Genomic DNA, 25,957 nt, shown 5'->3' with positions numbered 1-25,957 from the left:
CAGCCCGTCCGTCGCCGGCCGCGGCCCGTCCGTCGCGGGCCGGCACCCGCCGCTCGGCCTCGGTTCCCGACCTTGACATCGCCATCAAATCTGACGGACAGTCAGGTTCACTCTGCCGATGTCCCGCCGGGAGGCCAAGCGCCGTGCACCTCGCCCCGACCGAAGATCAGTTGCGGCTGCGCGCCGAACTGCGCGCGTACTTCAAGAACCTGCTGCCGGACGGGGTGCCCGGGGGCCTCGAAGCGCAGCGCGCGGTCCTGCGCCGGATCGGCGCGGACGGACTGCTCGGCCTCGGCTGGCCCGTGGAGTACGGCGGGCAAGGCCGGGGCGCGGACGAGCAGTTCGTGTTCTTCGACGAGGCCTACCGGGCGGGCGCACCCGTCTCCATGGTCACGCTCAACACCGTCGGCCCCACCCTCATGAAGTACGGGACCGAGGAGCAGAAGGCCTACTTCCTGCCCCGGATCCTCCGGGGCGACATCGTCTTCGCCATCGGCTACTCGGAGCCCGAGGCGGGCACCGACCTCGCCTCGTTGCGCACCCGGGCCCTGCGCGAGGACGACGCGTGGGTGATCGACGGGCAGAAGGTCTTCACGTCCAACGCCCAGAACGCGGACTGGATCTGGCTCGCCTGCCGGACCGATCCCGAGGCCCCGAAGCACAAGGGCATCTCGATCGTCCTGGTGCCCACGGACAGTCCTGGCTTCGGCTGGACCCCGATCGAGACGGTCGGCGGGCTCACCACCACGGCCACGTACTACGACTCCGTGCGCGTGCCTGCCGGTCACCTCGTCGGCCCCGAGCACGGTGGCTGGAGCCTGATCACCAACCAGCTGAACCACGAACGCGTCGCCCTCGCCGCCATCGGCATGCAGGCCGAGGACTTCTACGGGGCGGCCCTGCGGCACGCCCGGACCCCGGACCCGGCCACCGGTGACCGACCGGCCGACCGGCCCTGGGTGCGCTCCCGGCTCGCCGAGGCGCACGCCCGGCTGGCCGCCGTACGCCTCCTCAACTGGCGCCTCGTCCAGGACGTGGGCGCCGGCGCCCTCGCCCCGGGCGACGCCAGCGGGGTGAAGTTCCTCGGCACCGAGTCCACCGTCGAGGTGTACCGGATGTGCCAGGAGGTGGTCGGCGAGGACGCTCTGGTCCGGGGGCCCGACGCGTTCGCCGGGGGCGAGCTGGAGCGGATGAACCGGGCCGCCCAGATCAACACGTTCGGCGGCGGGGTCAGCGAGGTCCAGCGGGAGATCGTCGCGATGATGCGGCTCGGCATGAAGGGGAGGAAGCGATGACCGGGGCACCGGCCGCCGACGGGGCGGACCCGTTCCACGAGCGGCTGAAGGCGTTCGAGGGGCGGCCCGCCGCCACCGGGGGGCGGGCCAAGGACGCGGTCAACGAGCCGATGATCCGGCATTGGTGCGAGGCGATGGGGGACACGAACCCGGCCTACACCGGGCCCGGCGCCGTCGCACCGCCCACCATGCTCCAGGCGTGGACCATGGGTGGGCTGTCCGGCCACACCGACCGGTCCTCCGCCTACGACGAGCTGCTCGGCCTCCTCGACGGCGCGGGCTGCACCTCCGTGGTCGCCACCGACTGCGAGCAGGAGTACCTGCGGCCGCTGCGCCCGGGGGACGCGGTGACCTTCGACGCGGTGATCGAGTCGGTCTCGGCGCGCAAGACGACGAAGCTGGGCAGCGGGCATTTCGTGACGACCCGGATGGACGTCCACGCGAACGGCGTACTCGCCGGAACACACCGCTTCCGCATCCTCAAGTACGCCCCGGCGGCCAGGGCCGCGGCCGTCCGGGCGCCCGCAGCGGTGCCCCCGGCCCCCGCCGACCGGAAGTCCGCCGACCGACAGCCCGCCGCCCGCCGGCCCCGCCCGGTCATCAACCGGGACAACCGCGGGTTCTGGGACGGGGTCGCACAGCACCGGCTCCTCATCCAACGCTGCACCGGCTGCGCCACCCTGCGCTTCCCGTGGCTCCCCGGCTGCAACGCCTGCGCCTGCCCCGACTGGGACACCGTCGAGGCCGCGGGCGTCGGCACGGTGTTCTCGTACGTCGTGATGCACCACCCGCCGTTCCCGGCCTTCGCGCCGCCCTACGCGGTCGCGCTCGTCGAACTCGCCGAAGGGGTCCGGATGGTCAGCAACATCACCGGGGTCCCCTACGACAAGGTGCGCATCGGGATGCCCGTCCGGTTGGAGTTCCTGCGGGTCGACGAGGAACTCGAACTGCCCGTCTTCCGAGGGAGCGAGGGCTGATGGACTTCCACCCCACCGAGGAACAGGCCGCCGCGGCCGACCTCGCCGCAACGATCTTCGCGGACCTCGCCACCCACGAACGCCTCGCCGCCGCGGGCACCGGCAGCGACGCCGAACTGTGGAAGGCCCTCACCGCCGCCGGACTCACCGCCGCGGTCGAGGACGTCGGCCTGCTCGGCCTCGTCCTGCTGCTGGAGGAGCAGGGCCGCACCACCGCCCAGGTCCCGTACGCGGCCACCTGCGCGTACGGGATCCTGCCCCTGACCCGGCACGGCAGCGACGCGCAGCGCGCCCGACTGCTGCCCGCCCTCGGTACCGGCGAGGCCGTGGTGTGCGGAGCCTTCCCCGCCCGCGGCCGGATCAGCGCCTCCCCGGCGGGACGGCTCACCGGTACGGCGCCGTTCGTGCCCTGGCTGCGGGACGCCACGCACGTCCTGGTCCCGGACGCGGACCGCGCCCTGTGGCTCGTACGGGCCGACGCGCCCGGCGTGCGGACCACCCCGGTGGAGACCACCGCCCCCTGGGCCGCCGGACGGCTGGAGCTCACCGACGCCGACGGGGAGCGCCTCGGCGACGGCCCCGGGGCGTACGAGGACACGCTCGCGGTGGCCCGTACAGCCTTCGCCGGCCTCCAGGCGGGCGTCTGCGCCGGCTCGCTGGCCCGGGCCGTGGAGTACACCTCCACCCGGGAGCAGTTCGGCCGGCCGCTGTCCACCAACCAGGGCGTCATGCTGCGCGCCGCCGACGCGTACATGGACACCGAGGCGATCCGGGTCACCGCGTACGAGGCGGCCTGGCGCATCGACGCGGGGCTCCCGGCGGACCCCCATGTCCTCACGGCGGGGTGGTGGGCCTCGGAGGCCGGAAAACGGGTCGTGCACGCGGGGCAGCACCTGCACGGCGGCATGGGCGCCGACCTGGACCACCCGGTGCACCGGCACTTCCTGTGGGGGCGCCAACTGGACGCGTACCTGGGCTGCGGCAGCGAGCTGCTGGCCGAGCTGGGCACGCTCCTGGCCGACGCCCCGGACCCGGCCGACGTCCCGGACCCGGCCGACGCCCCGGACCCGGCCGACGGGACCGCCCCGGCCGACCCGCCCCACCCGCCCGACAACGGTGCGGTGGCCGCCGCGATCCCGGCCACCGGAAGGGACCACGCATGAACGCCGGCGAGACACCGCTGAAGGTCGGCGACACACTGCCGCCCCTGGAGATACCGGTGACCCGCACCCTGATCGTCGCGGGCGCTATCGCCTCCCGTGACTACCAGGACGTGCACCACGACGCCGAACTGGCCCGGGAGAAGGGCTCCCCCGACGTCTTCATGAACATCCTGACCACCAACGGCCTCGTCGGCCGGTACGTGACCGACCGACTCGGCCCGCACACCGTGCTGCGCAAGGTGGCCATCCGGCTGGGCGCCCCCAACCACCCGGGCGACACCATGACCCTCACCGGCACCGTCACCGCCCTCGACGGGTACACCGCCGAGATCGGGATCGTCGGCGCCAACGGCCTCGGCCGACACGTCACCGGCACGGTCACCGTGACCCTGCGCCCGGGGGCCGCCGCATGAGCGTCCGCACCCGCGACCAGCTCGGCGGCCGGGCCGCCATCGCCGGCATCGGCGCGACGGAGTTCTCCAAGGACTCCGGCCGCAGCGAACTCAAGCTCGCCGTCGAAGCCGTGCACGCCGCCCTCGACGACGCCGGACTGACCCCCGCCGACGTGGACGGCATGGTCACCTTCACGATGGACACCAGCCCCGAGATCACCGTCGCCCAGGCGGCCGGCATCGGAGACCTCTCCTTCTTCTCCCGGATCCACTACGGCGGCGGCGCGGCCTGCGCCACCGTCCAACAGGCGGCACTGGCCGTCGCCACCGGGGTGGCGGAGGTCGTCGTCTGCTACCGGGCCTTCAACGAGCGCTCGGGCCGCCGCTTCGGCTCCGGCGTCCAGCAACGGGAACCCTCGGCGGAGGGCGCGGCCCTCGGCTGGTCGCTGCCCTGGGGCCTGCTCACCCCGGCTTCCTGGGTGGCGATGGCCGCCCAGCGCTACCTGCACACCTACCACCTCACCCCCGAGGCGTTCGGCCACGTCGCCGTCACCGATCGGCGGCACGCCGCCAACAATCCGGCCGCCTACTTCCACGGCAAGCCCATCACCCTCGCCGACCACGCGGCCTCGCGATGGATCGTGGAACCGCTGCGGCTGCTGGACTGCTGCCAGGAGACCGACGGCGGCCAGGCCCTCGTCGTCACCACCACCGAGCGGGCCCGGGACCTGCGGCAGGCGCCCGCCGTGATCACCGCCGCCGCGCAGGGCGCGGGGCGCCGCCAAGAGGCGATGACCTCCTTCTACCGGGACGACCTCTCCGGGCTCCCGGAGATGGACGTGGTCGCCCGTCAGCTGTGGCGGACCAGCGGTCTGCGTCCCTCGGACATCGACGTCGGGATCCTCTACGACCACTTCACCCCCTTCGTGCTGATGCAGTTGGAAGAGTTCGGTTTCTGCCGGCCCGGCGAGGCGGCCGACTTCGTCGCCGCCGAGGCGCTGCCGCTCAACACCCACGGGGGCCAGCTCGGAGAGGCCTACCTGCACGGCATGAACGGCATCGCCGAGGCCGTCCGTCAACTGCGCGGCACCTCCGTCAACCAGGCCGAGGGAGCCGCGCACGCCCTGGTCACGGCGGGTACCGGGGTGCCGACCTCGGGGCTGATCCTCGGTGTGGACCGCTGACGTACGGGTGCCGGGGGCGACGCCGCCCGGGCGTCGGGGACGTCTGCGTCGCCCACGGGAGGCGGGCCGCGTCCCTCCACCTTCAGGAGGTGGGGCACGCCCCCGTCCTACAACCTGAGACGGACCCAGCTTCGGCACCTGGGGCCGATCCGGTGGGCGCGGTCCGCTCCTAGCGTGGACCCATGACCACGCCTGTGTGCACGCTCGCCTCGAACCCGACGCCGTACCCGTCGTTCTCGGCTTACGTACGGACCCGCGGCACGGTCCTGATGCGCACCGCGCGCTCGCTCACCGCCAACCCGTGCGATGCCGAGGACCTGCTCCAGACGGCCCTCGCCAAGACGTACGTCGCCTGGGACCGGATCGAGGACCACCGGGCGCTGGACGGCTACGTCCGGCGGGCCCTGGTCAACACCCGTACCTCCCAGTGGCGCAAGCGCAAGGTCGACGAGTTCGTCTGCGACGAGCTGCCGGAGACCGAGGAGCGGCCCGCCGCCGATCCTGCGGAGGCGCAGGCCCTGCGGGACGCGATGTGGCGTGCCGTGACCCGGTTGCCCGACCGCCAGCGGGCCATGGTGGTCCTGCGCTACTACGAGGACCTGAGCGAGGTGCAGACCGCCGAGGTGCTCGGGGTCTCCGTCGGCACGGTCAAGAGCGCCGTCTCCCGGGCCCTGGTCAAGCTCCGCGAGGACCCGGAACTCACCCCGGTGCGCTGAACAGCCTCTTGTTTCACGTGGAACAGCCGCTGGTTCCACGTGAAGCAGCCACCCGTTTCACGTGAAACAGACCCTTCGTTTCACGTGAAACACCGGCGCCGCCGCCGACCTCGTTTCACGTGAAACACCGCCACGCGCGACTCCGCACAGTGATCGCCGCAGCTGTTTGTACTCCCGGGTAGTGACAGACCGACCGGTACGTGCGCAGAATCGGCAGCATCCGTACGCCGCCGCAGCGCCGCAGCGCTCACCGGGAGGACGCTTTGCTGAGCACCATGCAGGACGTACCGCTCCTCGTCACCCGCATACTTCGACACGGGATGACGATCCACGGGAAGTCCCAGGTCACGACCTGGACCGGGGAGGCCGAGCCGCACCGTCGCAGCTTCGCCGAGATCGGTACCCGCGCCAACCGTCTGGCCACCGCCCTGCGCGACGAACTCGGCGTCCGGCAGGACGACCGCGTGGCGACGCTCATGTGGAACAACGCGGAGCACGTGGAGGCGTACTTCGCCATCCCGTCCATGGGCGCGGTCCTGCACACGCTCAATCTGCGGCTGCCCCCCGAGCAGCTCGTCTTCATCGTGAATCACGCCGTGGACAAGGTCGTCCTGGTCAACGGCACCCTGCTGCCGCTCCTCGCGCCGCTGCTGCCGCACCTGCCGACCATCGAGCACGTCGTCGTCGCCGGCATCGGCGACCGCTCCGCGCTCGACGGCCTCGACGTGCGCGTGCACGAGTACGAGGAGCTCATCGAGGGCCGCTCCGACCGCTACGAGTGGCCCGAGCTGGACGAGCGCCAGGCCGCGGCCATGTGCTACACCTCCGGCACCACCGGCGACCCCAAGGGCGTCGTCTACTCGCACCGGTCCATCTACCTGCACTCCATGCAGGTCAACATGGCCGAGTCGATGGGGTTGAGCGACAAGGACACCACCCTCGTCGTCGTCCCGCAGTTCCACGTGAACGCCTGGGGCCTGCCGCACGCCACCTTCATGACCGGCATCAACATGCTGATGCCCGACCGGTTCCTCCAGCCCGCCCCGCTCGCCGAGATGATCGAGCGCGAGAGGCCCTCCCACGCGGCGGCCGTCCCCACCATCTGGCAGGGGCTGCTGGCCGAGGTCACCGCCCAGCCGCGGGACCTGACCTCGATGAAGCAGGTCACCATCGGGGGCTCGGCCTGTCCGCCCTCCCTGATGGAGGCCTACGACCGGCTCGGCGTCCGGCTGTGCCACGCCTGGGGCATGACCGAGACCTCGCCGCTGGGCACCATGGCGCATCCCCCGGCCGGCCTGAGCGCCGAGGAGGAGTGGCCCTACCGGGTCACCCAGGGCCGTTTCCCGGCGGGTGTCGAGGCCCGCCTCGTCGGCCCCGGTGGCGATCACCTGCCCTGGGACGGCGAGTCCGCGGGCGAGCTGGAGGTGCGCGGTACCTGGATCGCGGGCGCCTACTACGGCGGCGCGGCCGGCGAGCCCGAACGTCCCGCGGACAAGTTCAGCGCCGACGGCTGGCTCAAGACCGGGGACGTCGGAGTGATCAGCCCCGGCGGCTTCCTCACCCTGACCGACCGCGCCAAGGACGTCATCAAGTCGGGCGGCGAGTGGATCTCCAGCGTCGAGCTGGAGAACGCGCTGATGGCCCACCCCGAGGTGGCCGAGGCGGCGGTCGTCGCCGTTCCGGACGACAAGTGGGGCGAGCGCCCGCTGGCCACCGTCGTCCTCAAGGAGGGCGCCACCGCGGACTACGCGGAGCTGCGCGACTTCCTCGCCGCGTCGATCGCCAAGTGGCAGCTGCCGGAGCGCTGGAGCCTGGTCGCCGCCGTGCCGAAGACCAGCGTCGGCAAGTTCGACAAGAAGGTGATCCGCAAGCAGTACGCGGACGGCGCCCTGGACGTCACCACCCTGGGGTGACCGGGCCGGGGGACGTCAGCCGCGCGTGAGCCACGGCCGCAGCAGCCTGCTGACGGCCGGCATGGCCACGTAGGTCATCAGGGTGCTGAAGACGACCGCGAACGCGGCCGTCCGCAGCACGAAGTGCAGGTCCACCAGGTACGGCCCGAGCACCGCGTTGCCCACCAGCGAGATCGGGAAGATGGCCAGCCCCGAGCTGACCACCATCTTCCAGCGCGGCGGCGCGGGCCGGGTCGTGCCCGGCTTGGCGAACCAGGTCTCCATGCCGTGCAGTTCGCGCCGGGCTATCTCGGTGTGGTGGTGGCCGAGGCAGTTCGAGAACCACTGCGCCCGCTCGGGCGAGTCCTGCCAGCGCGCCAACGCGTCCTGGTTGCGGAAGCGGTGCACGAGGAACCACGGCCCGCCCTCCACCGCGGGCCGGAACAGCCCGTACCCGAGGTGGTCGGGGAAACCGGCGGCCGTCTCCAGGATCCCGTGCGCCCACGCCTCGAACGTCTCCTCGTGGCCCGCCTCCACCTGCCGGGCGATCAGGAGGCTCACTTCGCCGTTGTCGGCGGGGACGGTCTGCTCGGACGTGTCGGTGATGGCCATCGGCCCAGGATGACTAGTTGGTGCCGATCTTGGCCAGCAGGTCCACGATGCGGCCCTGCACGTCCGCGGTGGTGGCCCGCTCGGCGAGGAACAGGACGCTCTCCCCGGAGGCCAGCCGCGGCAGTTCGGACGCCTCGATGCCGGCGGTCGTGTAGACGACCAGCGGCGTGCGGTTCAGCTGCCCGTTCGCGCGCAGCCAGTCCACGATCCCGGCCCGTCGGCGCCGGACCTGCATCAGGTCCATGACCACAAGGTTGGGCCGCATCCGGCTCGCGAGTTCCACGGCGTCGGTGTCGGCGCCCGCCCGCGCGACCTGGAGGCCGCGCCGCTCCAGCGCCGCGGTCAGGGCGGTGGCGATCTCCGTGTGCTCCTCGATCAACAGCACCCGGGAGGGGTGCTGCTCGCTGTCGCGCGGCGCGAGCGCCTTCAGCAGCACGGCCGGGTCGGCGCCGTACGCCGCCTCCCGCGTGGCATGGCCCAGCCCGGCCGTGACCAGGACGGGCACCTCGGCGGCCACCGCGGCCTGACGCAGGGACTGCAGCGCGGTCCGGGTGATCGGGCCGGTCAGCGGGTCGACGAACAGGGCCGCGGGGAAGGCCGCGATCTGTGCGTCGACCTCCTCACGGGAGTGCACGATCACCGGACGGTAGCCGCGGTCGCTGAGGGCCTGCTGGGTCTGGGCGTCGGGCGCCGGCCACACCAGCAGCCGGCGCGGGTTGTCCAGCGGCTCCGGCGGCAGCTCGTCGTCCACGGGCCGCGGCGCGGGCCGGTTGACCACCTCGACGGCGCCACCGGGGCCGTCCAGCGGCTCGGGGCCCTCGGCGGAGCCCGCCTCGGGCGCCCCTATGGCGAAGGCGCGTCCCTGGGGGGCAGGTTCGGACAGCCGACGACGCCGGCCCGAGCCGGAACCGCCCTGCCCCGCACCGTTGGTGTCACCCGCACCCGGGTCCACGGAGATGCCCTGCCCCAGGGTGCCGAGCGTGCGCACGCTGATCGGCTGCCCGGCCGGCGCCGGGGCGCCGGCGGGCCGACGCGCGCCGGGGACGGCGGCCGGAGCGGCCGCGGCCTGCTCCGACTCCTCGGAAGCGGTACGGGCCGAGGGCACGGGCCAGGCCGGGGCGGCGGGCACCCCGCGGCGCCTGCCGGTCGGGTGCGCGGGATCCTCGGCGTCCTCGGCGGAGGCCTCGGGGGCCTCGGGATCGGCGCCCGCGGGTGCCCCGAGCACCCGGCGACCGCGCCGGCCCGACGCGTCGGCGTCGGCCTCGGCGGGAGCGGGGGCCGAACCGGCCATCGCGGGGGCCTGCGGGGCGGCCGGAGTCGGACCGGCGGGCAGCGCGAAGCCGCCCTCGGGAGCGATGGGTCGGGGCGCCGCGAGCCCGGCCGCCGACACGGGACCACCGGGCTGCGCCGCCGGAGCGACGGGGCCCAGCGCCCGGCGGCGTCCGGCCGGATGCTCGGTGACGGGGACCGGGGGCACCGTCGGTACGGGAGGCAGCGCGGGCATGGCGTTGCCCTGCGGGGGCACGGGCCGGCCGGCTCCGCCGCGCTCGGCGTCGGCGCTGCCGTCGCCGTCCCGGCCGCGCCTGCGCCCGGTGCCGAGCCCGGCGGGGTTCACCGGGGACTGCGCGAGTTCCGCCGGACCGGAGTCGGCGGGGCTGCCGTCCGCCCGGCGCCGCCCGGACGGCAGCGCGAGCGCGCCCCCGCCCGCACGGGCCGCGGGGGCCTTCGCCCCGTCGGACCCGGCGTCCGGGTCGGCCCCGTCGGCCGCGTCATCGAGGAAGGCGTCCACTCCGCGCCGGGCCCGGCGGCCACCGGGGCCGTTGCCGTCCGACGCGCTCGCGGCGCCCGCGCCGGCCTCCGGCGTCGCCGGCTCCTCGGGGGGCTCCGGCAGGGTCACCGTCCCCGCGCCCGAGCCGAGCGGCAGTTCCAGTACGTACGCCCCACCGGGCGCTCCGGGCACCTCCACGGTCTGCAGGACTCCGCCGTGCGCGGCGACGATGCCCCGTACGACCGGTTCGTGCACGGGGGTGCCGCCCTCGTGGGGGCCGCGCACCTCGATCCGTACGACCTCGCCGCGTTGGGCGGCGGCGACCACGATCGTGGAGTCCCCGTACCCGCTGCCCTGGGCCGTCTTGCCGGTGGCGTCCACTCCGGCGACGTCGGCGACCAGGTGGGCGAGGGCGGTCGCGATGCGTTCCGCGTCCACCTCGGCCTCGATGGTCGGGGCGTGCACGGCGAACTGCACCCGGCCGGGACCGATCAGTTCGACCGCGCCGTCGATGCCGTCCGAGACGACCGTGTTGATCAGGACGTTCTTCTTCTTGAGCTTCTCGGCGCCCGCGTCGAGCCGCTGGAAGGCGAGCACGTTGTCCACCAGCGCGGTCATCCGCGAGTACCCGGCGGCCAGGTGGTGCAGCAACTGGTTCGCCTCGGGCCACAGCTGGCCTGCGTCGTCGGCGGCCAGGGTGGCCAGTTCCCCGCGCAGTTCGTCGAGGGGACCGCGCAGCGACTCCCCGAGGACGGCCAGCAACTGGGCATGGCGCGCCGCGAGGGCGTCGTAGGCCCGCCGGTCGGTGAACGTCATGACGGCGCCGACGAGCAGCTCCCCGTCCCGTACGGGCGAGGTCGTCAGGTCGACGGCGACGGGCTGTCCGGACTTGTTCCACAGCACCTGCCCGCGAACGCGGTGCTTGCGGCCGCTGCGCAGGGTGTCGGCGAGGGGGGACTCGTCGAAGGGGAAGGGCGATCCGTCGGCGCGCGAGTGCTGGACCAGCCCGTGCAGCTCGCGGTTGCCGAGATCGGTGGCGCGGTAGCCGAGGATCTGCGCGGCGGCCGGATTCACCAGCACGACCCGACCGTCGGTGTCGGTGCCGACGACGCCCTCGGCGGCGGCCCGCAGGATCATCTCGGTCTGCCGCTGCGAGCGGGCCAGCTCGGCCTCGGTGTCGACGGTTTCGGAGAGGTCCCGCACGACGAGCATCAGCAGCTCGTCACCGGTGTAGGCGGGCTGGGGCTCGCGGTAGGCGTCCCGGCCGTCGAGGTGGGCGCTGGTGAGCTCCACCGGGAACTCGGAACCGTCGGTGCGGCGCGCGGTCATCCGCTTGGGCTTGGAACGGCCCTCGTCGTTGTCGCCGGGCCGGCGCATCGAACCGGGGATCAGCTTGGAGTCGAACTCCGGCAGCAGGTCCAGTACGCCGCGTCCCACGAGCCCCGTGCCGGGGCTCTCCATGACCGCTAGGGCGATCGAATTCGCGTTGACGACCGTGCCGTTGGCGTTGACGAGCAACAACGCGTCGGGAAGCGCGTCGAGTATTGCTGCGAGGCGAGCAGCGCCTCGGGATGGCCTGCTGCTCACGACGAGCTTCCTCCCTGACCACGACTACCGGCATGTCACGGGAGGAGTCTAAGCGCACGGCCCCGCGGCGAGGTGGCGGATGTACGGGGGAAACCGCGCATCCGGCGCATACTCCCAGGTCAGGAACGCGCACTCGGAAGCACAGGTTCCAACTCGTTCCACCGGGCGATGTCGCATCCGTTCTGCCGACGGAACGTGCTGTCCACCTTCTCGCCGCGCCAACTACCGGTGACGCGGGCGGTCGCGGGACCGCCGTCCTGGAAGGTGCAGATCTGTCGCTTCGGCTCGGCCGCGAAGGGGTTCTTGCCCTGTCGGGCGAGTTCGTCGAGGCGCGCGCAGGCCTTCTTGGCCTCGGGGTGCGTACCGCCGACGGGGTCGCACTCCAGGCGGTACTCGCCGTCGAGGTACCGGTTGCCGGTCGCGGAGACGGCGATGGTGAGGTGGTCGGGGGCAGGGGCAGGGGCGGACAGCAGCCGTGCCACCGGCAGGGACGGCAGCGGCGGCAGGGGGCCGGCGGCCGCTGCGGCCAGGGCTGAGGTGACGGCGAAGGCGGCGAGACGCAGCATGGGGCACTCCAGGTCGTCCGTACGTCGTACCCCCCACCAACGACGCGCCCGCCCCGATGTTGCGTACGGGGGCGGGGATGCGCGCGGACGTGTGCCGCACGCGGATTCGAGGGCGGGGACTTTCCGAGGAGCGGGCTTAAGGCTTTGCCCTGTGCCCCCGGCTCCTTGTACCGTGGGAGCGGATTGGTGAGCGGCCCCACGGCTGTGTCATCATCTGCACGCACCTTCGTACGCGGGGGTGTGCTGGAGGCGTCGCCTAGTCCGGTCTATGGCGCCGCACTGCTAATGCGGTTTGGGGCTTACCCCCCATCGAGGGTTCAAATCCCTCCGCCTCCGCACCTGACGAAGCCCCGGTCCACACGGACCGGGGCTTCGGTGCGTTCCGGGGCGTTGACGCCGGGCGCCCGAGTCCGGTCGGCTCCGGGGGCTCGCCCGAGGGAGGCCCCTGTACGGGGGCGCGCGGCACTCCCCCGAGAACCTCCGGATGATCTTCTTCCGGGGTGTTTTCCCAGGTCAGAAGGGGTGGGGCTAATGGATTTCGCGTCCCGCCGAGGTCCATGTATTGTTGTTCTCGCAAGGCCAACCGGGCGGAAAACCCCGAGAAGCCCAAGCACTCGTAGCTTAACGGATAGAGCATCTGACTACGGATCAGAAGGTTGCAGGTTCGAATCCTGCCGAGTGCACAGCCGAAAAGGCCCCCCAGTTCGCTGGGGGGCCTTTTGCGTTGCCTTGACATCGCCGTCGCTAGCCTTCGAAGGACTGTTGATCGTTTCGATCCTTCGAGGGGGGACCCATGGGTCTGTTCGGGAACGCGCACACCGTCGATCCGGTGTCGGCGCAGCGGGACTACGCCCGGCTGTTGGGCAACGGCGAGCAGGTGCACGCCGCCTATCTGCTGATCCGGGACACGATCCTGTTCACCGACCGGCGGCTGGTGCTCGTCGACAAGCAGGGGCTCACGGGGAAGAAGGTGGAGTACCACTCGATCCCCTACCGGAGCATCACGCACTTCTCCGTGGAGACCGCCGGCCACTTCGATCTCGACGCCGAGTTGAAGATCTGGATATCGGGCACCCCGACGCCGATCGAGAAGACGTTCACCAAGGGCGTGGACATCTACGAGGTGCAGGCGGTCCTGACCCAGTTCGTCGCGCGGTAGGCGGGACCGGCGTCGCGACCGGGGCCGCTTGCTCGCGGCCCCGGTCGGTGGTCCACCCGGTGGTCGGCTCGGGTGGTCAGGTGCGCACGCGCGGCAGGCCCGTCACCGACATCACCAGCGAGTAGAGCGAGGTGGTGGCGGTGATGAAGAGGCGGTTGTTCTTCGGGCCGCCGAAGGTGATGTTCGAGACGGGTTCGGGGACGCGCAGGCGGCCGATCAGGTCGCCGTCCGCCGCGTAGCAGTGCACGCCCGATTCGATCGCGGCGGCCCACAGCCGGCCCTCGTCGTCGAAACGGATGTTGTCGGCCCGGGGGCAGGTCGTGAAGACGCGGTCACCGCTGAGGGTGCCGTCCGGATCGACAGTGAAGGCTCGGATGTGGCCGGCGCGGGTGTCCGCCGCGTACAGCTCGCTCTCGTCCGGGGAGAAGACCAGGCCGTTCGGGCCGAGGAAGTCGCCCGCGACGAGGCGGACCTCGCCCGTGGCCGGGTCGGCCCGGTAGAGGTTGCAGGCGCCGATCTCGCTCGGCGCGCGGTGGCCCTCGTAGTCGCTGGTGATGCCGAAGTCCGGGTCGGAGAACCAGACGGAGCCGTCCGAGCGGACCACCGCGTCGTTCGGGCTGTTGAGCCGCTTGCCGTTCCAGCGGTCGGCGATGACGGTGATCCGGCCGTCGTGTTCGGTCCGGGTGACGCGGCGGTTGCCCTGCTCACAGGTGATCAGGCGGCCCTCGCGGTCCAGGGTGTTGCCGTTGGCGTGGCCCGCCGGGGAGCGGAACACCGAGACCGCGCCGGTGGTCTCGTCCCAGCGCAGCATCCGGTCGTTCGGGATGTCGCTCCACACCAGCTGGCGCCAGGCCGGCAGGTACAGCGGCCCCTCGGCCCAGCGGCAGTCGTCGTGCAGGCGCTCCAGGCGCATGTCGCCGTTGGCGCAGCGGCCGGTACGGAAACGACTGTCCAGGATCTCGTACAAGGCCTGGTCGGCTATGGCTGACATTCTTCCCCCTGAGTTCCACTGTGCCGAATTCTGTTCGGTGTGATGGTGAGATTGCAGGATCAGGTACCGTCTTCGCAAGAGCTGCCGGCTCATGAGAGGAAGATCGCGTGGACGACATCGACCGGGCGCTCGTCCTGTGTCTCCAGCAGGACGCGGGTCAGTCGTACGCAGCCCTCGGCGCCGCCGTCGGGCTCTCGGCCGGGGCGACCCACGAACGGGTGCGCAAGCTCCGCGAGCGCGGGGTCATCCGGCGGACCACCGTCGACGTCGACCCGGCCGCCGTGGGCAGCGGGGTGCTGGCCTACGTGATGGTCGACTCCCGGGTCTGGATGGGCGAGTCCGGGCCCGCGTTCGAGGCGATCCCGGAGATCCAGGAGGCCCACGTCATCGCGGGCAGCGCCTCCGTACTGGTCAAGGTGCGTACCGCGTCCACCGGGCAACTGCAGGACGTACTGCGCCGGCTGTACGCGATCGAGGGGGTCAGCGGCACGCACGCCACCGTCGTCCTCGACACCTTCTTCGAGCGGCCGCTCCCGCTGTGACCTGGAGGTGCACCGGGATCCGGTGGTCGGACGGGCGGCCCGCCATCGGATGGACCGGCCGCGAGGACCGCGACAGCCCCCTCGCCCCCGGGCAGCGCCTGGCCTTCACCGCCGTGGGCGAGCGGCGCTGCCTGGGCGTGCGCCGGGCCGGGAAGCGCACCCCCTGCCCGACCGGCCTGGCCGTCCCGGGCCGTACGGGGAACGCCCAGTGCCCCGAGTGCGCCCGCCTGGACCGGTCCTTCTCGGTGGCCGCCGACACCAACGCCGCCGATCCGCGCCCCTACCGGGTCTACCTCGCCTGGTTCGGCCCGGACACGGTCAAGGTCGGCATCACCGCCGAGGACCGCGGCCCGGTCCGGCTGCTGGAGCAGGGCGCGGTGACGTGGACCTGGCTGGGGCGGGGCCCGCTGATGGCCGCGCGCCGCACCGAGGAGCTGCTGCGGGCCGCCCTCGGGGTGCCCGACCGGATCGCCTACGCCCGCAAACGGGTCCTGCGCGGCCTGCTGCCCGCCGCGTCCGAGCGGGCCCGGGAGGTTGCCGAGCTGTACGACCGGTCCGCAGCGCTGCCCGGGTGGCCGGAGTCCCTGGAACGGCTGCCCCGCGCCGTCGTCGACCACGCCGTGCCGTTCGGACTCGCCGGGCTGCCGGTCCCGGCCCGGGTGGTCACGGAGATGGTGCCGGGCGGGACGGTGGTGGGCGTGCTGGCGGGCGCGGCCGGGCCGGACCTGCACCTCGCCGACGGGCTCGTGGTGGACACGCGGCTGCTGGCCGGCTGGGAACTGGCCCCCGTACCCGGGGCGGTGGCGGCCGTCACCGACGTGCCGCTCGCGGACATCGCCCCGCCGGCGCCGGACGCCGCGCAGGACGGGCTGTTCTGACCGACGGGGTCCGGCGCCGGCGGCCGGCCGTGACGGCCCCGGGTCAAAACTTGGATCCCTTCGGCCTCCCGGGGCCGATTGCGGTGGACACGCCGGAGCGGTCCACCGAGGCTGGTGGGCATGAGCATCCAGCCCGTCCAGGCGTTCGAACCGCCGTACGTCATGGCCGTCTTCAGCAGTGTCCGCACCCCCGATGTCCGCACCCCCGACGAGAGCGGATACTCGGAGACCAACGCCCGGATGAACGAGATCGTCGCGCAGAACCCCGGTTTCCTCGGCTACGAGTCCGCGCGCGGCCCCGGCGGCCTCGGCATCACCGTCGCCTACTTCCGCGACCACGATTCCCTCGCCGTCTGGCGGGACGACCTGGAGCACCGGGCGGCCATGGAGCAGGGCCGCGCCCACTGGTACGACAGCTACACCCTGCACGTCGCGACGGTCGATCGGAGCCACGGCTTTGTCCGCAACGGCTGACACGGTCCGGGCGGTACGGACCTTCCGGGAACGGCTCGGGCTGCCGGGACTGGTCGACGTCCACACGCACTTCATGCCCGAGCGGGTCCTGGACAAGGTGTGGGAGTACTTCGACGCGGCCGGTCCGCTGACCGGCGTCGCCTGGCCCATCACCTACCGGCACGAGGAGGAGCGGCGCATCGCCCTGCTGCGGGAGTTCGGCGTGCGGGCCTTCACCGCCATGCTCTACCCGCACAAGCCCGCGATGGCCGCCTGGCTCAACTCCTGGTCCGTCGACTTCGCCGCCCGCACCCCCGACTGCCTGCACACCGCGACCTTCTTCCCGGAGGACGGCGTCGCCGGGTACGTCACCCGGGCGCTCGACGCCGGCGCCCGCGTCTTCAAGGCGCACCTCCAGGTCGGCGGCTACGACCCGAACGACGACCGGCTCGAACCGGTCTGGGGACTGCTCGCCGAGGCGGGCGCCCCCCTCGTGATCCACTGCGGTTCGGGCCCGGTGCCCGGCAAGCACACCGGCCCCGAGCCGATCGCCCGACTGCTGGCCCGCCACCCGAGGTTGCCGCTGATCGTCGCGCACATGGGCATGCCCGAGTACGTCGACTTCCTGGACCTGGCCGACCGGTACCCGGAGGTCCGCCTCGACACCACGATGGCCTTCACCGACTTCTCCGCGCAGTTCGGCGAGTTCCCGGCCGGGGACCTCGGACGGCTCGCGGACCTCGGCGACCGCATCCTGCTGGGCACCGACTTTCCGAACATTCCCTATCCCTACGAGCACCAGCTCCAGGCCCTGGAACGGCTCGGCCTCGGCGACGACTGGCTGCGCGCCGTCTGCCACGACAACGGCGCCCGGCTGTTCCGCCTCGACGGCTGAGCCGCGGGGTCGCCCGGGACGTCACGGCCCGGGACCCCGCCGGCGATTCTCAGGAGATTCACAGGAAGGGGCAAGAACGCTCTCAGAGGCGACGGCCAGCGTGAACGCATGACTGCGACGACCACCTCCCACGCGTCCACGTCCACCGGCAACCCGACGGCCCTCGTGCGCCCCGACGGGGGACCCTGCCGGGTCCTCGTCGTCGACGACGAGGCCTCCCTCTCCGAGCTGCTGTCCATGGCCCTGCGCTACGAGGGCTGCGAGGTCCGCAGCGCCGGCGACGGGGCGGGCGCCGTCCGGGCGGCGCGCGCGTTCCGCCCGGACGTGGTCGTGCTGGACATCATGCTCCCGGACATGGACGGCCTGGCGGTCCTCGGCCGGCTGCGGCGGGAGATCCCGCAGGTGCCGGTGCTGTTCCTGACGGCCAGGGACTCGGTCGAGGACCGGATCGCGGGCCTGACGGCCGGCGGCGACGACTACGTCACCAAGCCGTTCAGCCTGGAGGAGGTCGTGGCCCGGCTGCGCGGCCTGGTCCGCCGGTCGGGCGCGGCGCAGGCCGCACGCGGCGGCTCCGTCCTGTCCGTCGGCGACCTGCGCCTCGACGAGGACAGCCACGAGGTGGTCCGGGGCGGCCAGGAGGTCCACCTGACCGCCACCGAGTTCGAGCTGTTGCGCTACCTCATGCGCAACCCGCGCCGCGTGCTCAGCAAGGCGCAGATCCTGGACCGGGTCTGGTCCTACGACTTCGGCGGCCAGGCCAACGTGGTGGAGCTCTACATCTCCTACCTGCGCCGCAAGCTGGAGGCGGGCACCGGCCTGCCCCCGATGATCCACACCCGGCGCGGCGCCGGTTACCTGATCAAGCCGGCCGAGTAGTGCCCGTACGCCTCCCCCTGCGGACCCGCCGGTCCGGCCGCCGCTCCGCTCGTTCCTCCGGCCGCCGGCCGTGGTCCCTGCGGACCCGGCTGGTGGTCTCGGCGGTGGCGCTGATCGCGGTCGTCGGCGCGGCCATCGGCACGGTCACCACCCTCGCGCTGCGCTCCTACCTGGTCGACCGGCTCGACGAGCAGCTGACCGTCTCCCTGGGCATCGCCCTGCGGGGTCCCGGGGCGGGCAAGGCCTCCCGGGACAACCCGCTCGGCTTCGTACTGGCCCCCGGCAACCCGCAGAACACCGCCGGGATCCGCCTCGACCCCACCGGCGCCGTCATCGGTACCGCCCGCAGCACGCCCGCCGACGGCTCGGCGGTCGACCACCTGCGTGCCCTCACCGAGGCCCAGACCGAGGCCCTGGCCGGCGTCGCCCGCCGAGCCGCGCAGGGCGGCGGCGCCCCCGTGGAACTGGAACTTCCCGGTCTCGGGGGCTACCGGGCGCAGGCCGCGCCCGGCGGCAGCCTGGTCCTCGCGCTCCCGCTCCGTGACGTCGACCGTACGGTGCACACCCTGATCGGGGTCGAGGTCTCCGTCACCCTGGCCGGGCTGATCGCGGCCTCCCTCGCCGGACAGGCCCTGGTCGGGGTCGCCCTGCGACCGCTGCGCCGCGTCGCCACCACCGCCACCCGGGTCTCCGAACTGCCCCTGCACAGCGGGGAACCCGCACTGCACGAACGGGTCCCCGACGCGGAGGCCGACCCCCGCACCGAAGTGGGGCAGGTCGGCGCCGCCCTCAACCGGATGCTGGGCCACGTCTCCTCCGCGCTCACCGCCCGCCAGGAAAGCGAAACCCGGGTCCGGCAGTTCGTCGCCGACGCCAGCCACGAGCTGCGCACCCCGCTCGCCTCCATCCGGGGCTACGCCGAACTGACCCGCCGGGGACGCGAGGAGCCCGGCCCCGACACCCGGCACGCCCTGGGCCGGATCGAATCCGAGGCCACCCGGATGACGGGCCTCGTCGAGGACCTCCTGCTGCTGGCCCGGCTCGACGCCGGCCGGCCGCTGTCCGCCGACGCCACCGACACCGACCTCGCCCCGCTCGTCGTGGACGCCGTCAGCGACGCCCGCGCCGCCGGCCCCGGACACCACTGGCGGCTCGACCTGCCCGACGAGCCCGTACCCGTACGCGTCGACCCGGCCCGCATCCAGCAGGTCCTGGTCAACCTCCTCGCCAACGCCCGCACCCACACCCCGCCCGGCACGACGGTCACCGCCCGTGTTTCACGTGAAACACGCGTCGTCCGGCTGTGGATCGAGGACGACGGGCCCGGCATCCCGCCCGAGCTGCTGCCCCACGTCTTCGAACGGTTCGCCCGGGGAGACGCCTCCAGGTCCCGGGCCGCCGGCTCCACCGGCCTCGGGCTCGCCATCGTGCACGCCGTGGTCTCGGCGCACGGCGGAGGGGTCGGCGTACGCAGCGCACCCGGCCGGACCGCCTTCGAGGTACACCTGCCGCTCGCCGGGGAACCCGACAACGCCACGGACTCACAGACGGGCCACAGGCTCAGCACACAGCGGTGACAGGCCGGCCCGCGAGGGTCGTCCCATGTCAACCGACGCCTCTCCCGGGGCCCTTCCGGCACGGACGCCCCTCGCGCCCCTGCCCGGTGTGCCCGTGCTCGACGTGGTGATCCCGGTCTTCAACGAGGAGAAGGACCTCGGCCCCTGCGTCCGCCGGCTGCACGCCCACCTCACGCGCACCTTCCCCTACCCCTTCCGCATCACCATCGCCGACAACGCGAGCACCGACCGCACCCCCGAGGTCGCGTCCGCCCTCGCCGTCGGCTGCCCGGAAGTACGCAGCACCCGGCTGGAGGAGAAGGGCCGCGGTCGGGCCCTGCGCACCGTTTGGTCCCGCTCGGAGGCACCCGTCCTCGCGTACATGGACGTGGACCTCTCCACCGACCTGAACGCCCTGCTGCCGCTGGTCGCCCCGCTGATCTCCGGCCACTCCGACCTCGCGATCGGCACCCGGCTCGCCCGCTCCTCGCGAGTGGTGCGGGGCGCGAAGCGGGAGTTCGTCTCGCGGGCCTACAACCTGCTGCTGCGCTCGTCGCTCGCCGCCCGGTTCAGCGACGCCCAGTGCGGGTTCAAGGCCATCCGTGGCGAGGTCGCCGAACGGTTGCTGCCCCTGGTGGAGGATTCCGGCTGGTTCTTCGACACCGAACTGCTGGTGCTCGCCGAGCGGGCCGGCCTGCGGATCCACGAGGTTCCCGTGGACTGGGTCGACGACCCCGACTCCACCGTCCACATCGCGCGCACCGCCGCCGAGGACCTCAAAGGGGTCTGGCGGGTGGGGCGCGCCCTGGCCGTCGGCGCGCTCCCCCTCGACCGGCTCGCCCGCCCCTTCGGCGACGACCCCCGCGACCGCACCGCCCTGCCCGGAGTCCCCCGCGGGCTGGCCCGCCAGCTCCTGGGCTTCTGCGCCGTCGGGATCCTGAGCACCCTGCTGTACCTGCTGCTCTACTCCGCCCTGCGCGGGGCGGCCGGACCACAGGGCGCCAACGCGGCCGCCCTGCTGCTGTGCGCCGTCGCCAACACCGCCGCCAACCGGAGGCTGACCTTCGGTGTGCGCGGCCGGGCCCGGGCGATCCGTCACCAGGCCCAGGGACTCGTCGTGTTCGGCATCGGGCTGGCCCTGACCAGCGGCTCGCTGGCCGCGCTGGGGGCGGCGAGCGCCGAGCCCTCGCACGGCACCGAGCTGGCCGTCCTGATCACCGCGAACCTCGCCGCCACCGTGCTCCGCTTCCTGCTCCTGCGGGCCTGGGTCTTCCCCGACCCGCCCGCGCGGCCCACGACCCCGAACCACCGCACGCGCCCCGTGCCCGACGCGGCTCCCACGCCCCCCATCCGCCCGACGACCGTGACGACCCCGATCCGCCCGACGACCGACCCGACCCCGACGGACCCGACCACCGTCACCCCGACGACCCAGGAGGGCCCGTGACCACGGCCGCACAGCCGCTCTTCCCACCCGCCGCACCCGAACCCGCACCCGTCACCCTCCCCGCGGCGGCCGTGCGGCCGCGCTGGGAACGCCCCGCGTACGCGGCCCTGCTCCTGGGCACGGCCCTGCTGCTGCTCTGGAACCTCGGCTCCTCCGGCTACGCCAACTCCTTCTACTCCGCGGCCGTCCAGGCCGGCTCCGAGAGCTGGAAGGCCTTCTTCTTCGGCTCCTCCGACGCCGGCAACTCCATCACCGTCGACAAGCCCCCGGCCGCCCTGTGGCCCATGGCGCTGTCCGTCCGCCTCTTCGGGCTCGGCTCCTGGCAGATCCTCGTCCCGCAGGCCCTGATGGGCGTGGGCACCACCGCGCTGCTGTACGCCTGCGTACGCCGCCAGTTCGGACCCGCCGCGGCCCTGCTCAGCGGCAGCGCCTTCGCGCTCACCCCCGTCGCCGCGCTCATGTTCCGCTTCAACAACCCGGACGCGCTGCTCACCCTCCTGCTGACCGTCACCGTGTACTGCGTACTGCGCGCCCTGGAGGGGGCGCACACCCGCTGGCTCGTCTGGGCCGGCGTCGCGGTCGGCTTCGCCTTCCTGACGAAGACCCTCCAGGCCTTCGTCATCCTGCCGCCGCTCGCCCTGCTGTACGCGGTCTGCGCGCCGACGCGGCTGCGCCGGCGGCTGGGCCAGTTGCTGCTGGCGGGCGTGGCCGCCGTGGTGGCGGGCGGCTGGTGGGTCGCCGTGGTGGAGCTGTGGCCCGCCGCCTCCCGGCCGTACATCGGGGGCTCGCAGAACAACTCCTTCCTGGAACTGACCCTCGGCTACAACGGTCTGGGTCGGATCAACGGGAACGAGACCGGCAGCGTCGGCGGCGGCGGACGCCCGGGCGGAGGCGGTGGCGGCTGGGGCGAGACCGGCGTCGACCGGCTCTTCTCGGCCATTGTCGGCGGGCAGATCTCCTGGCTGCTGCCCGCCGCGCTGATCCTGCTGGTCGCCGGTCTCGTCATCACCTGGAAGGCCCGTCGGGCGGCCGACTCCCTTCAGGGCATGGCCCGTGCGGTCTTCCTGGCCTGGGGTGGCTGCCTGCTGATCACGGCCGTCGTCTTCAGCTGGATGCAGGGCATCTTCCACGAGTACTACACCGTCGCCCTGGCCCCGTTCGTGGCCGCCCTGATCGGGGCGGGCGTGGGCGTGCTGTGGGAGGAACGGGGCTCACGGGCCGCCGCGTTCACCCTCTCCGGGACCCTCGCGGTGACCGCGTACTGGTCCTTCGTCCTGCTCGGCCGGGCCGACGGCTACCTGCCCTGGCTGCGCTGGGCGGTCCTGGTGACGGGCGGGCTCGCCGCGCCGGCGCTGCTCCTCGCCGGCCGCCTCGACCGACGGCTGCTGCGCGCGACGGCGGCCCTGGGCCTGGCGGCCTCGCTGGCCGGGCCGCTCGCGTACTGCCTGACCACGGTGAGCGCCGGCCACACGGGCTCCATCGTGACGGCGGGCCCGGCCGTGGCGGTCGGTCGGGGCGGCCCCGGCGGGATGCGCCAAGGCGCCGGCCCCGGCGGCGAGGCCCCGCCCGGGGGCTTCCCGGCGGGCGCACCGGGCACCGACGGCCGCGGCGCCGCGGGCGGCGACGGTACGGGCGGTACAGGCGGTACGGGAGGCCCGGCCGCCACCGACGGCCGGCCCGGACGGGGTCTCCCGGGCGCCGCCGGCGGCGCGGCCCGCGGCCCCGGCGGCGGCGCGGGAGGCACGGGTGGCGGCATGGGCGGACTGCTCGGCGGCACCCGCGTCGGGGCGGAGGCGACGAAGGCCCTCCGGGCGGACGCCGACCGCTACACCTGGGCGGCCGCGGCCGTCGGATCGCAGAACGCGGCGAGCTACCAGCTGGCCTCCGGCGAGCCGGTGATGGCCATCGGCGGCTTCAACGGCAGCGACCCCTCCCCGACCCTGGAGCAGTTCCAGGCGTACGTGAAGGCGGGCCGCATCCACTGGTTCATCGCGCAGTCGGGATCCCAGAACGGATCCCAGAACGGATCCCAGAACGGATCCCAGAACGGATCCCAGAACGGATCCGAGGCCGGAGCCCCCGCAACAACGGGAGCGGCGGGAGCAGCAGGCCCCGGAACCACCACCGGCGGCGGCCGCCCCGGCGGGGCCGCGGGTTCCGCCATCGTGAGCTGGGTCCGGGCCGGCTTCAAGGCCACCACCATCGGCGGGACCACGTTCTACGACCTGACGGCCGCGTCCTGATCCGGACCCGACCGGCCGACCGGCCCGACCCGACCGGCTGACCGACCCGGCCGACCCGGCCGACCCGGCCGACCCGACCGACCCGACCGGCCGGCCCGACCGACCCGACCGACCCGACCGGCCGGCCCGGCCGACCCGGCCGGGCGGGACCCCTGGCCGGACCGGCTGCGGGAGCCGGCCCGCGGCTACCGCGAGCTGCCGGCGGGGCACCCGTGGGTGGTCCCGCTCAGCGTCGTCCACCCGAACACCGGCCCGCACGCACGGGCCCTCGACACGGCGTTGCGCCGGTTGCCGGTCGAAGCGGGAACGGTGGGTGCCGGTCGTACCGGCGCCCACCCGGCCGTGTCCCGGTTCCTCACCGGCAGCTGGCCGAACGGCTGCGGCGGGCCGGGCCGCCGGGCTCCCGACGCGGACGTCGAGCCGGCGTCGACGTCCTGATCGCGGGCATCCGGGCCACGGTTACCGCCGCCGGAGCCGTCTCCGACAAGGACTGACTAGGATCCGGCGGACCCCTTGCCCGCCTTGCTCAGGACGACGGCGTCCACGCCGGCGCCGGCCTGTGCCGTTACCGGGGCCGCGGCCGTGGAGCCCTCGGCCGCCGGTGCGTGCGCGGCCGGCTTCGACTTGAGCGCGACCTCCTTGATGAACAGCACCAGCACCAGGGAGAGCAGCGCGAACGGAGCGGCGTAGAGGAAGACGTCGCCGACACCGTGGCCGTACGCGGCCTCGATGACGGTTCGGAACGGCGCGGGCAGCTTGTCGAGGTCGGGGATGCCGCCCCCGCCGGTGCCGCCGTGTCCCATCGCCGCGGCCTTCGGGCCGAGGGCGGTGAGGCCGTCCTGGACGTAGTGGGTGACCCGGGTGGCCATGACCGCGCCGAGCGCCGAGACGCCCATGGCGCCGCCGAGCGAGCGGAAGAAGGTGACGACGGAGCTGGCCGCGCCGAGGTCCTCGGGGGCCACCTGGTTCTGCGTCGCGAGGACCAGGTTCTGCATCATCATGCCGAGGCCGAGGCCGGTCAGCGCCATGTAGACGGCGATGTGCCAGTACGGGGTGTCGTAGCGCAGGGTGCCCAGCAGGCCGAGGCCGACGGTGAGCAGGACGGCGCCCGAGACGAGCCACGCCTTCCAGCGGCCGGTCTTGGTGATGACCTGGCCGGAGACGGTGGAGGAGACGAACAGGCCGGCGATCATCGGGATGGTCAGCACGCCGGACATGGTGGGGGACTCGTCGCGGGCCAGCTGGAAGTACTGGCTGAAGAAGACCGTGCCGGAGAACATCGCGATGCCGACGAACAGCGAGGCCGCCGAGGCCAGGGTGATGGTCTTGTTGCGGAACAGCCGCAGCGGGATGATCGGGTCGCTCGCACGGGACTCGACGAGGACGAACAGCAGGCCGAGCGCCACGGCGCCGCCGGTCATCGCCCAGGTCTGCCAGGACATCCACGCGTAGGAGTCGCCGGCCTGGGTGACCCAGATCAGCAGCAGCGAGACCGAGCCGCTGATCAGGAAGGCGCCCAGCCAGTCGACCTTGACGTCGCGGCGTACGACCGGGAGGTGCAGGGTCCGCTGGAGCACGATCAGCGCGATGATCGCGAAGGGCACGCCCACGTAGAAGCACCAGCGCCAGCCCAGCCACTCGGTGTCGGTGATGACACCGCCGAGGAGCGGGCCGCCGACGGTGGCGACGGCGAAGACGGCGCCGAGGTAGCCGCTGTAGCGACCGCGCTCGCGCGGGGAGATCATCGCGGCCATCACGATCTGGGCGAGGGCGGAGAGACCGCCGACGCCGATGCCCTGGACCACGCGGCAGGCGATGAGCATGCCGGTGTTCTGGGACAGGCCGGCGACGACGGAGCCCAGCACGTAGATGACGAGGGATATCTGGACGAGCAGCTTCTTGCTGAAGAGGTCGGACAGCTTGCCCCAGAGCGGGGTGGCGGCCGTCATCGACAGCAGGGCCGCGGTCACGACCCAGGTGTAGGAGGACTGGGTGCCGCCGAGGTCGTTGATGATCTGCGGCAGCGCGTTGGAGACGATCGTGGAGGACAGGATCGCCACGAACATGCCGAGCATCAGCCCGGACAGTGCCTTCATGATCTGCGGGTGGGTCATCGGCGCGCTGTCGGACGTGGTCTCCGACCGGCCGCCTTCCCGCACACCGTCGGGTGTGGTCGTAGCCATGCGTTTCCTTAGTACTAGAAGCTCGATCGGAGTCGGGCCAGCAGGGTGTTGAGTACGTCGATGTCCGCGGCCGACCAGTCGGCCAGGGCCGTTTCCAGCGCGCCGGTGTAGCGCGCGCCGAGCTCGTCGAGCAGCGCGCGCCCCGCCGGGGTGAGGCGCAGGATCCGGCAACGGCCGTCGACCGGGTCGGTCTCCCGTTCGATCCAGCCGCGCTGGGCCACGTGGGCCACGTGGCGGCTGGTCACCGAGATGTCGACGGCCATGAACTCGGACAGCCGGCTCAGCCGCATCTCCCCGTGCCGGTCGAGCACGGTCAGGACGGCGGCGGAGCCGGGCGGGCAGTCGTGGGGCAGGATCCGGGCCAGGTCGCGTTTGACCGCTCCGATTCCGGTGAGCTGGCGGGCCAGCTCCTCGTAGCGGGTACCGCTCCGCGCTGTCGGCGTGGTCACCGGCATGCCCCCCATCTTGTTGCTTAGGGCAACCATAGAAGCGGATGGTTGCTACAGGCAAATGAATCCGGGGGGTCCGGCGGTAAAGGAATCGGAAAACCCGCCGGCGGCGGAAAACCCGCTAGGGTCCTGG

The 25,957-nt window shown here is 73.2% G+C and carries 23 protein-coding genes and 2 tRNA genes; 19 read left to right on the top strand and 6 right to left on the bottom strand.

Going from position 1 to position 25,957, the window contains the following annotated elements; genetic code table 11:
• The first annotated feature begins 143 nt into the window (after positions 1-143).
• From ACZ4XJ_RS14245 to ACZ4XJ_RS14215, 7 genes are all read left to right on the top strand, one after another.
• Complete coding sequence (locus ACZ4XJ_RS14245; RefSeq protein ID WP_468496330.1) at positions 144-1,295, top strand: acyl-CoA dehydrogenase family protein; 1,152 nt, start codon at positions 144-146, stop codon at positions 1,293-1,295.
• A complete protein-coding gene (locus ACZ4XJ_RS14240) occupies positions 1,292-2,272 on the top strand; it encodes a bifunctional MaoC family dehydratase N-terminal/OB-fold nucleic acid binding domain-containing protein (RefSeq protein ID WP_362875044.1) in 981 nt (326 codons plus the stop codon). The genes ACZ4XJ_RS14245 and ACZ4XJ_RS14240 overlap by 4 nt, the downstream gene beginning before the upstream one ends.
• On the top strand, positions 2,272-3,435 hold the full coding sequence (locus tag ACZ4XJ_RS14235) for an acyl-CoA dehydrogenase family protein (protein ID WP_468496329.1): 1,164 nt from the start codon (positions 2,272-2,274) through the stop codon (positions 3,433-3,435). The genes ACZ4XJ_RS14240 and ACZ4XJ_RS14235 overlap by 1 nt, the downstream gene beginning before the upstream one ends.
• Positions 3,432-3,848 (top strand): MaoC family dehydratase, encoded by a 417-nt coding sequence (locus ACZ4XJ_RS14230; protein WP_468496328.1) that lies wholly within the window; start codon positions 3,432-3,434, stop codon positions 3,846-3,848. The genes ACZ4XJ_RS14235 and ACZ4XJ_RS14230 overlap by 4 nt, the downstream gene beginning before the upstream one ends.
• Positions 3,845-5,011: a lipid-transfer protein gene (locus ACZ4XJ_RS14225; RefSeq protein ID WP_468496327.1), complete on the top strand. Its 1,167-nt coding sequence runs from the start codon at positions 3,845-3,847 to the stop codon at positions 5,009-5,011. Before ACZ4XJ_RS14230 ends, ACZ4XJ_RS14225 begins: the two co-directional genes overlap by 4 nt.
• Positions 5,012-5,193: 182 nt before the next feature.
• Positions 5,194-5,727 carry a SigE family RNA polymerase sigma factor gene (locus tag ACZ4XJ_RS14220; protein ID WP_362875041.1) on the top strand — a complete coding sequence of 178 codons (534 nt, stop codon included), beginning with the start codon at positions 5,194-5,196 and terminating at the stop codon, positions 5,725-5,727.
• A gap of 263 nt (positions 5,728-5,990) precedes the next feature.
• The gene (locus ACZ4XJ_RS14215; RefSeq protein WP_468496326.1) at positions 5,991-7,640 is read left to right on the top strand and encodes a long-chain fatty acid--CoA ligase; all 1,650 of its coding nucleotides are present in this window, start codon (positions 5,991-5,993) and stop codon (positions 7,638-7,640) included.
• A 15-nt stretch (positions 7,641-7,655) separates the two neighbouring features.
• Here ACZ4XJ_RS14215 and ACZ4XJ_RS14210 read toward each other — a convergent pair whose 3' ends face one another.
• The 3 genes from ACZ4XJ_RS14210 to ACZ4XJ_RS14200 all read right to left on the bottom strand — a co-directional run bounded on the left by ACZ4XJ_RS14210 (position 7,656) and on the right by ACZ4XJ_RS14200 (position 12,152).
• The gene (locus tag ACZ4XJ_RS14210) at positions 7,656-8,231 is read right to left on the bottom strand and encodes an antibiotic biosynthesis monooxygenase (protein ID WP_362875039.1); all 576 of its coding nucleotides are present in this window, start codon (positions 8,229-8,231) and stop codon (positions 7,656-7,658) included.
• A gap of 13 nt (positions 8,232-8,244) precedes the next feature.
• Positions 8,245-11,586, bottom strand: a complete 3,342-nt coding sequence (locus ACZ4XJ_RS14205) for a response regulator (RefSeq protein WP_468496325.1) — start codon at positions 11,584-11,586, stop codon at positions 8,245-8,247.
• Between the two features lie 119 nt (positions 11,587-11,705).
• A complete protein-coding gene (locus ACZ4XJ_RS14200; RefSeq protein ID WP_468496324.1) occupies positions 11,706-12,152 on the bottom strand; it encodes an SSI family serine proteinase inhibitor in 447 nt (148 codons plus the stop codon).
• A 245-nt stretch (positions 12,153-12,397) separates the two neighbouring features.
• Between ACZ4XJ_RS14200 and ACZ4XJ_RS14195 the strand changes: the two genes are divergently transcribed.
• The 3 genes from ACZ4XJ_RS14195 to ACZ4XJ_RS14185 all read left to right on the top strand — a co-directional run bounded on the left by ACZ4XJ_RS14195 (position 12,398) and on the right by ACZ4XJ_RS14185 (position 13,311).
• Positions 12,398-12,488: transfer RNA gene (locus ACZ4XJ_RS14195), tRNA-Ser, on the top strand.
• Between the two features lie 274 nt (positions 12,489-12,762).
• Positions 12,763-12,835, top strand: a tRNA-Arg gene (locus ACZ4XJ_RS14190).
• Positions 12,836-12,945: 110 nt separating this feature from the next.
• Positions 12,946-13,311 (top strand): PH domain-containing protein, encoded by a 366-nt coding sequence (locus ACZ4XJ_RS14185; protein WP_362875035.1) that lies wholly within the window; start codon positions 12,946-12,948, stop codon positions 13,309-13,311.
• Positions 13,312-13,387: 76 nt separating this feature from the next.
• Here the strand turns inward: ACZ4XJ_RS14185 and ACZ4XJ_RS14180 are convergent, their stop codons facing one another.
• On the bottom strand, positions 13,388-14,302 hold the full coding sequence (locus ACZ4XJ_RS14180) for an SMP-30/gluconolactonase/LRE family protein (RefSeq protein WP_468496323.1): 915 nt from the start codon (positions 14,300-14,302) through the stop codon (positions 13,388-13,390).
• A gap of 107 nt (positions 14,303-14,409) precedes the next feature.
• Between ACZ4XJ_RS14180 and ACZ4XJ_RS14175 the strand changes: the two genes are divergently transcribed.
• The 9 genes from ACZ4XJ_RS14175 to ACZ4XJ_RS14135 all read left to right on the top strand — a co-directional run bounded on the left by ACZ4XJ_RS14175 (position 14,410) and on the right by ACZ4XJ_RS14135 (position 23,630).
• Positions 14,410-14,844 carry an Lrp/AsnC family transcriptional regulator gene (locus ACZ4XJ_RS14175; protein WP_362875033.1) on the top strand — a complete coding sequence of 145 codons (435 nt, stop codon included), beginning with the start codon at positions 14,410-14,412 and terminating at the stop codon, positions 14,842-14,844.
• On the top strand, positions 14,841-15,722 hold the full coding sequence (locus tag ACZ4XJ_RS14170) for a DUF2797 domain-containing protein (RefSeq protein ID WP_468496322.1): 882 nt from the start codon (positions 14,841-14,843) through the stop codon (positions 15,720-15,722). The genes ACZ4XJ_RS14175 and ACZ4XJ_RS14170 overlap by 4 nt, the downstream gene beginning before the upstream one ends.
• Before the next feature lie 120 nt (positions 15,723-15,842).
• Complete coding sequence (locus ACZ4XJ_RS14165; RefSeq protein ID WP_468496321.1) at positions 15,843-16,196, top strand: antibiotic biosynthesis monooxygenase family protein; 354 nt, start codon at positions 15,843-15,845, stop codon at positions 16,194-16,196.
• Positions 16,180-17,070 carry an amidohydrolase family protein gene (locus tag ACZ4XJ_RS14160; protein WP_362875030.1) on the top strand — a complete coding sequence of 297 codons (891 nt, stop codon included), beginning with the start codon at positions 16,180-16,182 and terminating at the stop codon, positions 17,068-17,070. The genes ACZ4XJ_RS14165 and ACZ4XJ_RS14160 overlap by 17 nt, the downstream gene beginning before the upstream one ends.
• A 108-nt stretch (positions 17,071-17,178) precedes the next feature.
• A complete protein-coding gene (locus tag ACZ4XJ_RS14155; RefSeq protein WP_362875029.1) occupies positions 17,179-17,946 on the top strand; it encodes a response regulator transcription factor in 768 nt (255 codons plus the stop codon).
• 17 nt (positions 17,947-17,963) lie between these two features.
• The gene (locus tag ACZ4XJ_RS14150; RefSeq protein WP_468496560.1) at positions 17,964-19,523 is read left to right on the top strand and encodes a sensor histidine kinase; all 1,560 of its coding nucleotides are present in this window, start codon (positions 17,964-17,966) and stop codon (positions 19,521-19,523) included.
• Positions 19,524-19,548: 25 nt separating this feature from the next.
• Positions 19,549-20,949, top strand: coding sequence for a bifunctional glycosyltransferase family 2/GtrA family protein (locus ACZ4XJ_RS14145; RefSeq protein ID WP_468496320.1), 1,401 nt, complete (start codon positions 19,549-19,551; stop codon positions 20,947-20,949).
• The gene (locus ACZ4XJ_RS14140) at positions 20,946-23,192 is read left to right on the top strand and encodes a glycosyltransferase family 39 protein (protein ID WP_468496319.1); all 2,247 of its coding nucleotides are present in this window, start codon (positions 20,946-20,948) and stop codon (positions 23,190-23,192) included. Before ACZ4XJ_RS14145 ends, ACZ4XJ_RS14140 begins: the two co-directional genes overlap by 4 nt.
• 216 nt (positions 23,193-23,408) lie before the next feature.
• On the top strand, positions 23,409-23,630 hold the full coding sequence (locus ACZ4XJ_RS14135) for a hypothetical protein (protein ID WP_468496318.1): 222 nt from the start codon (positions 23,409-23,411) through the stop codon (positions 23,628-23,630).
• Between the two features lie 56 nt (positions 23,631-23,686).
• Here ACZ4XJ_RS14135 and ACZ4XJ_RS14130 read toward each other — a convergent pair whose 3' ends face one another.
• Both ACZ4XJ_RS14130 and ACZ4XJ_RS14125 read right to left on the bottom strand, forming a co-directional pair.
• The gene (locus ACZ4XJ_RS14130; RefSeq protein ID WP_468496559.1) at positions 23,687-25,306 is read right to left on the bottom strand and encodes an MDR family MFS transporter; all 1,620 of its coding nucleotides are present in this window, start codon (positions 25,304-25,306) and stop codon (positions 23,687-23,689) included.
• A gap of 83 nt (positions 25,307-25,389) precedes the next feature.
• Complete coding sequence (locus tag ACZ4XJ_RS14125) at positions 25,390-25,830, bottom strand: MarR family winged helix-turn-helix transcriptional regulator (protein ID WP_362875023.1); 441 nt, start codon at positions 25,828-25,830, stop codon at positions 25,390-25,392.
• Positions 25,831-25,957 lie beyond the last annotated feature (127 nt).

Source organism: Streptomyces sp. NPDC029836, assembly GCF_055574495.1.
This window is presented reverse-complemented; position numbering and strand designations above follow the sequence as displayed.

Bases quoted from the DNA above. Each gene is read 5' to 3' on its own strand.
- ACZ4XJ_RS14145 (WP_468496320.1), top strand. From the start codon at position 19,549: ATGTCAACCGACGCCTCTCCCGGGGCCCTTCCGGCACGGACGCCCCTC.
- ACZ4XJ_RS14210 (WP_362875039.1), bottom strand. From the start codon at position 8,231: ATGGCCATCACCGACACGTCCGAGCAGACCGTCCCCGCCGACAACGGC.
- ACZ4XJ_RS14240 (WP_362875044.1), top strand. From the start codon at position 1,292: ATGACCGGGGCACCGGCCGCCGACGGGGCGGACCCGTTCCACGAGCGG.
- ACZ4XJ_RS14230 (WP_468496328.1), top strand. From the start codon at position 3,432: ATGAACGCCGGCGAGACACCGCTGAAGGTCGGCGACACACTGCCGCCC.
- ACZ4XJ_RS14185 (WP_362875035.1), top strand. From the start codon at position 12,946: ATGGGTCTGTTCGGGAACGCGCACACCGTCGATCCGGTGTCGGCGCAG.
- ACZ4XJ_RS14225 (WP_468496327.1), top strand. From the start codon at position 3,845: ATGAGCGTCCGCACCCGCGACCAGCTCGGCGGCCGGGCCGCCATCGCC.
- ACZ4XJ_RS14130 (WP_468496559.1), bottom strand. From the start codon at position 25,306: ATGACCCACCCGCAGATCATGAAGGCACTGTCCGGGCTGATGCTCGGC.
- ACZ4XJ_RS14235 (WP_468496329.1), top strand. From the start codon at position 2,272: ATGGACTTCCACCCCACCGAGGAACAGGCCGCCGCGGCCGACCTCGCC.
- ACZ4XJ_RS14155 (WP_362875029.1), top strand. From the start codon at position 17,179: ATGACTGCGACGACCACCTCCCACGCGTCCACGTCCACCGGCAACCCG.
- ACZ4XJ_RS14200 (WP_468496324.1), bottom strand. From the start codon at position 12,152: ATGCTGCGTCTCGCCGCCTTCGCCGTCACCTCAGCCCTGGCCGCAGCG.
- ACZ4XJ_RS14125 (WP_362875023.1), bottom strand. From the start codon at position 25,830: ATGCCGGTGACCACGCCGACAGCGCGGAGCGGTACCCGCTACGAGGAG.
- ACZ4XJ_RS14220 (WP_362875041.1), top strand. From the start codon at position 5,194: ATGACCACGCCTGTGTGCACGCTCGCCTCGAACCCGACGCCGTACCCG.
- ACZ4XJ_RS14180 (WP_468496323.1), bottom strand. From the start codon at position 14,302: ATGTCAGCCATAGCCGACCAGGCCTTGTACGAGATCCTGGACAGTCGT.
- ACZ4XJ_RS14165 (WP_468496321.1), top strand. From the start codon at position 15,843: ATGAGCATCCAGCCCGTCCAGGCGTTCGAACCGCCGTACGTCATGGCC.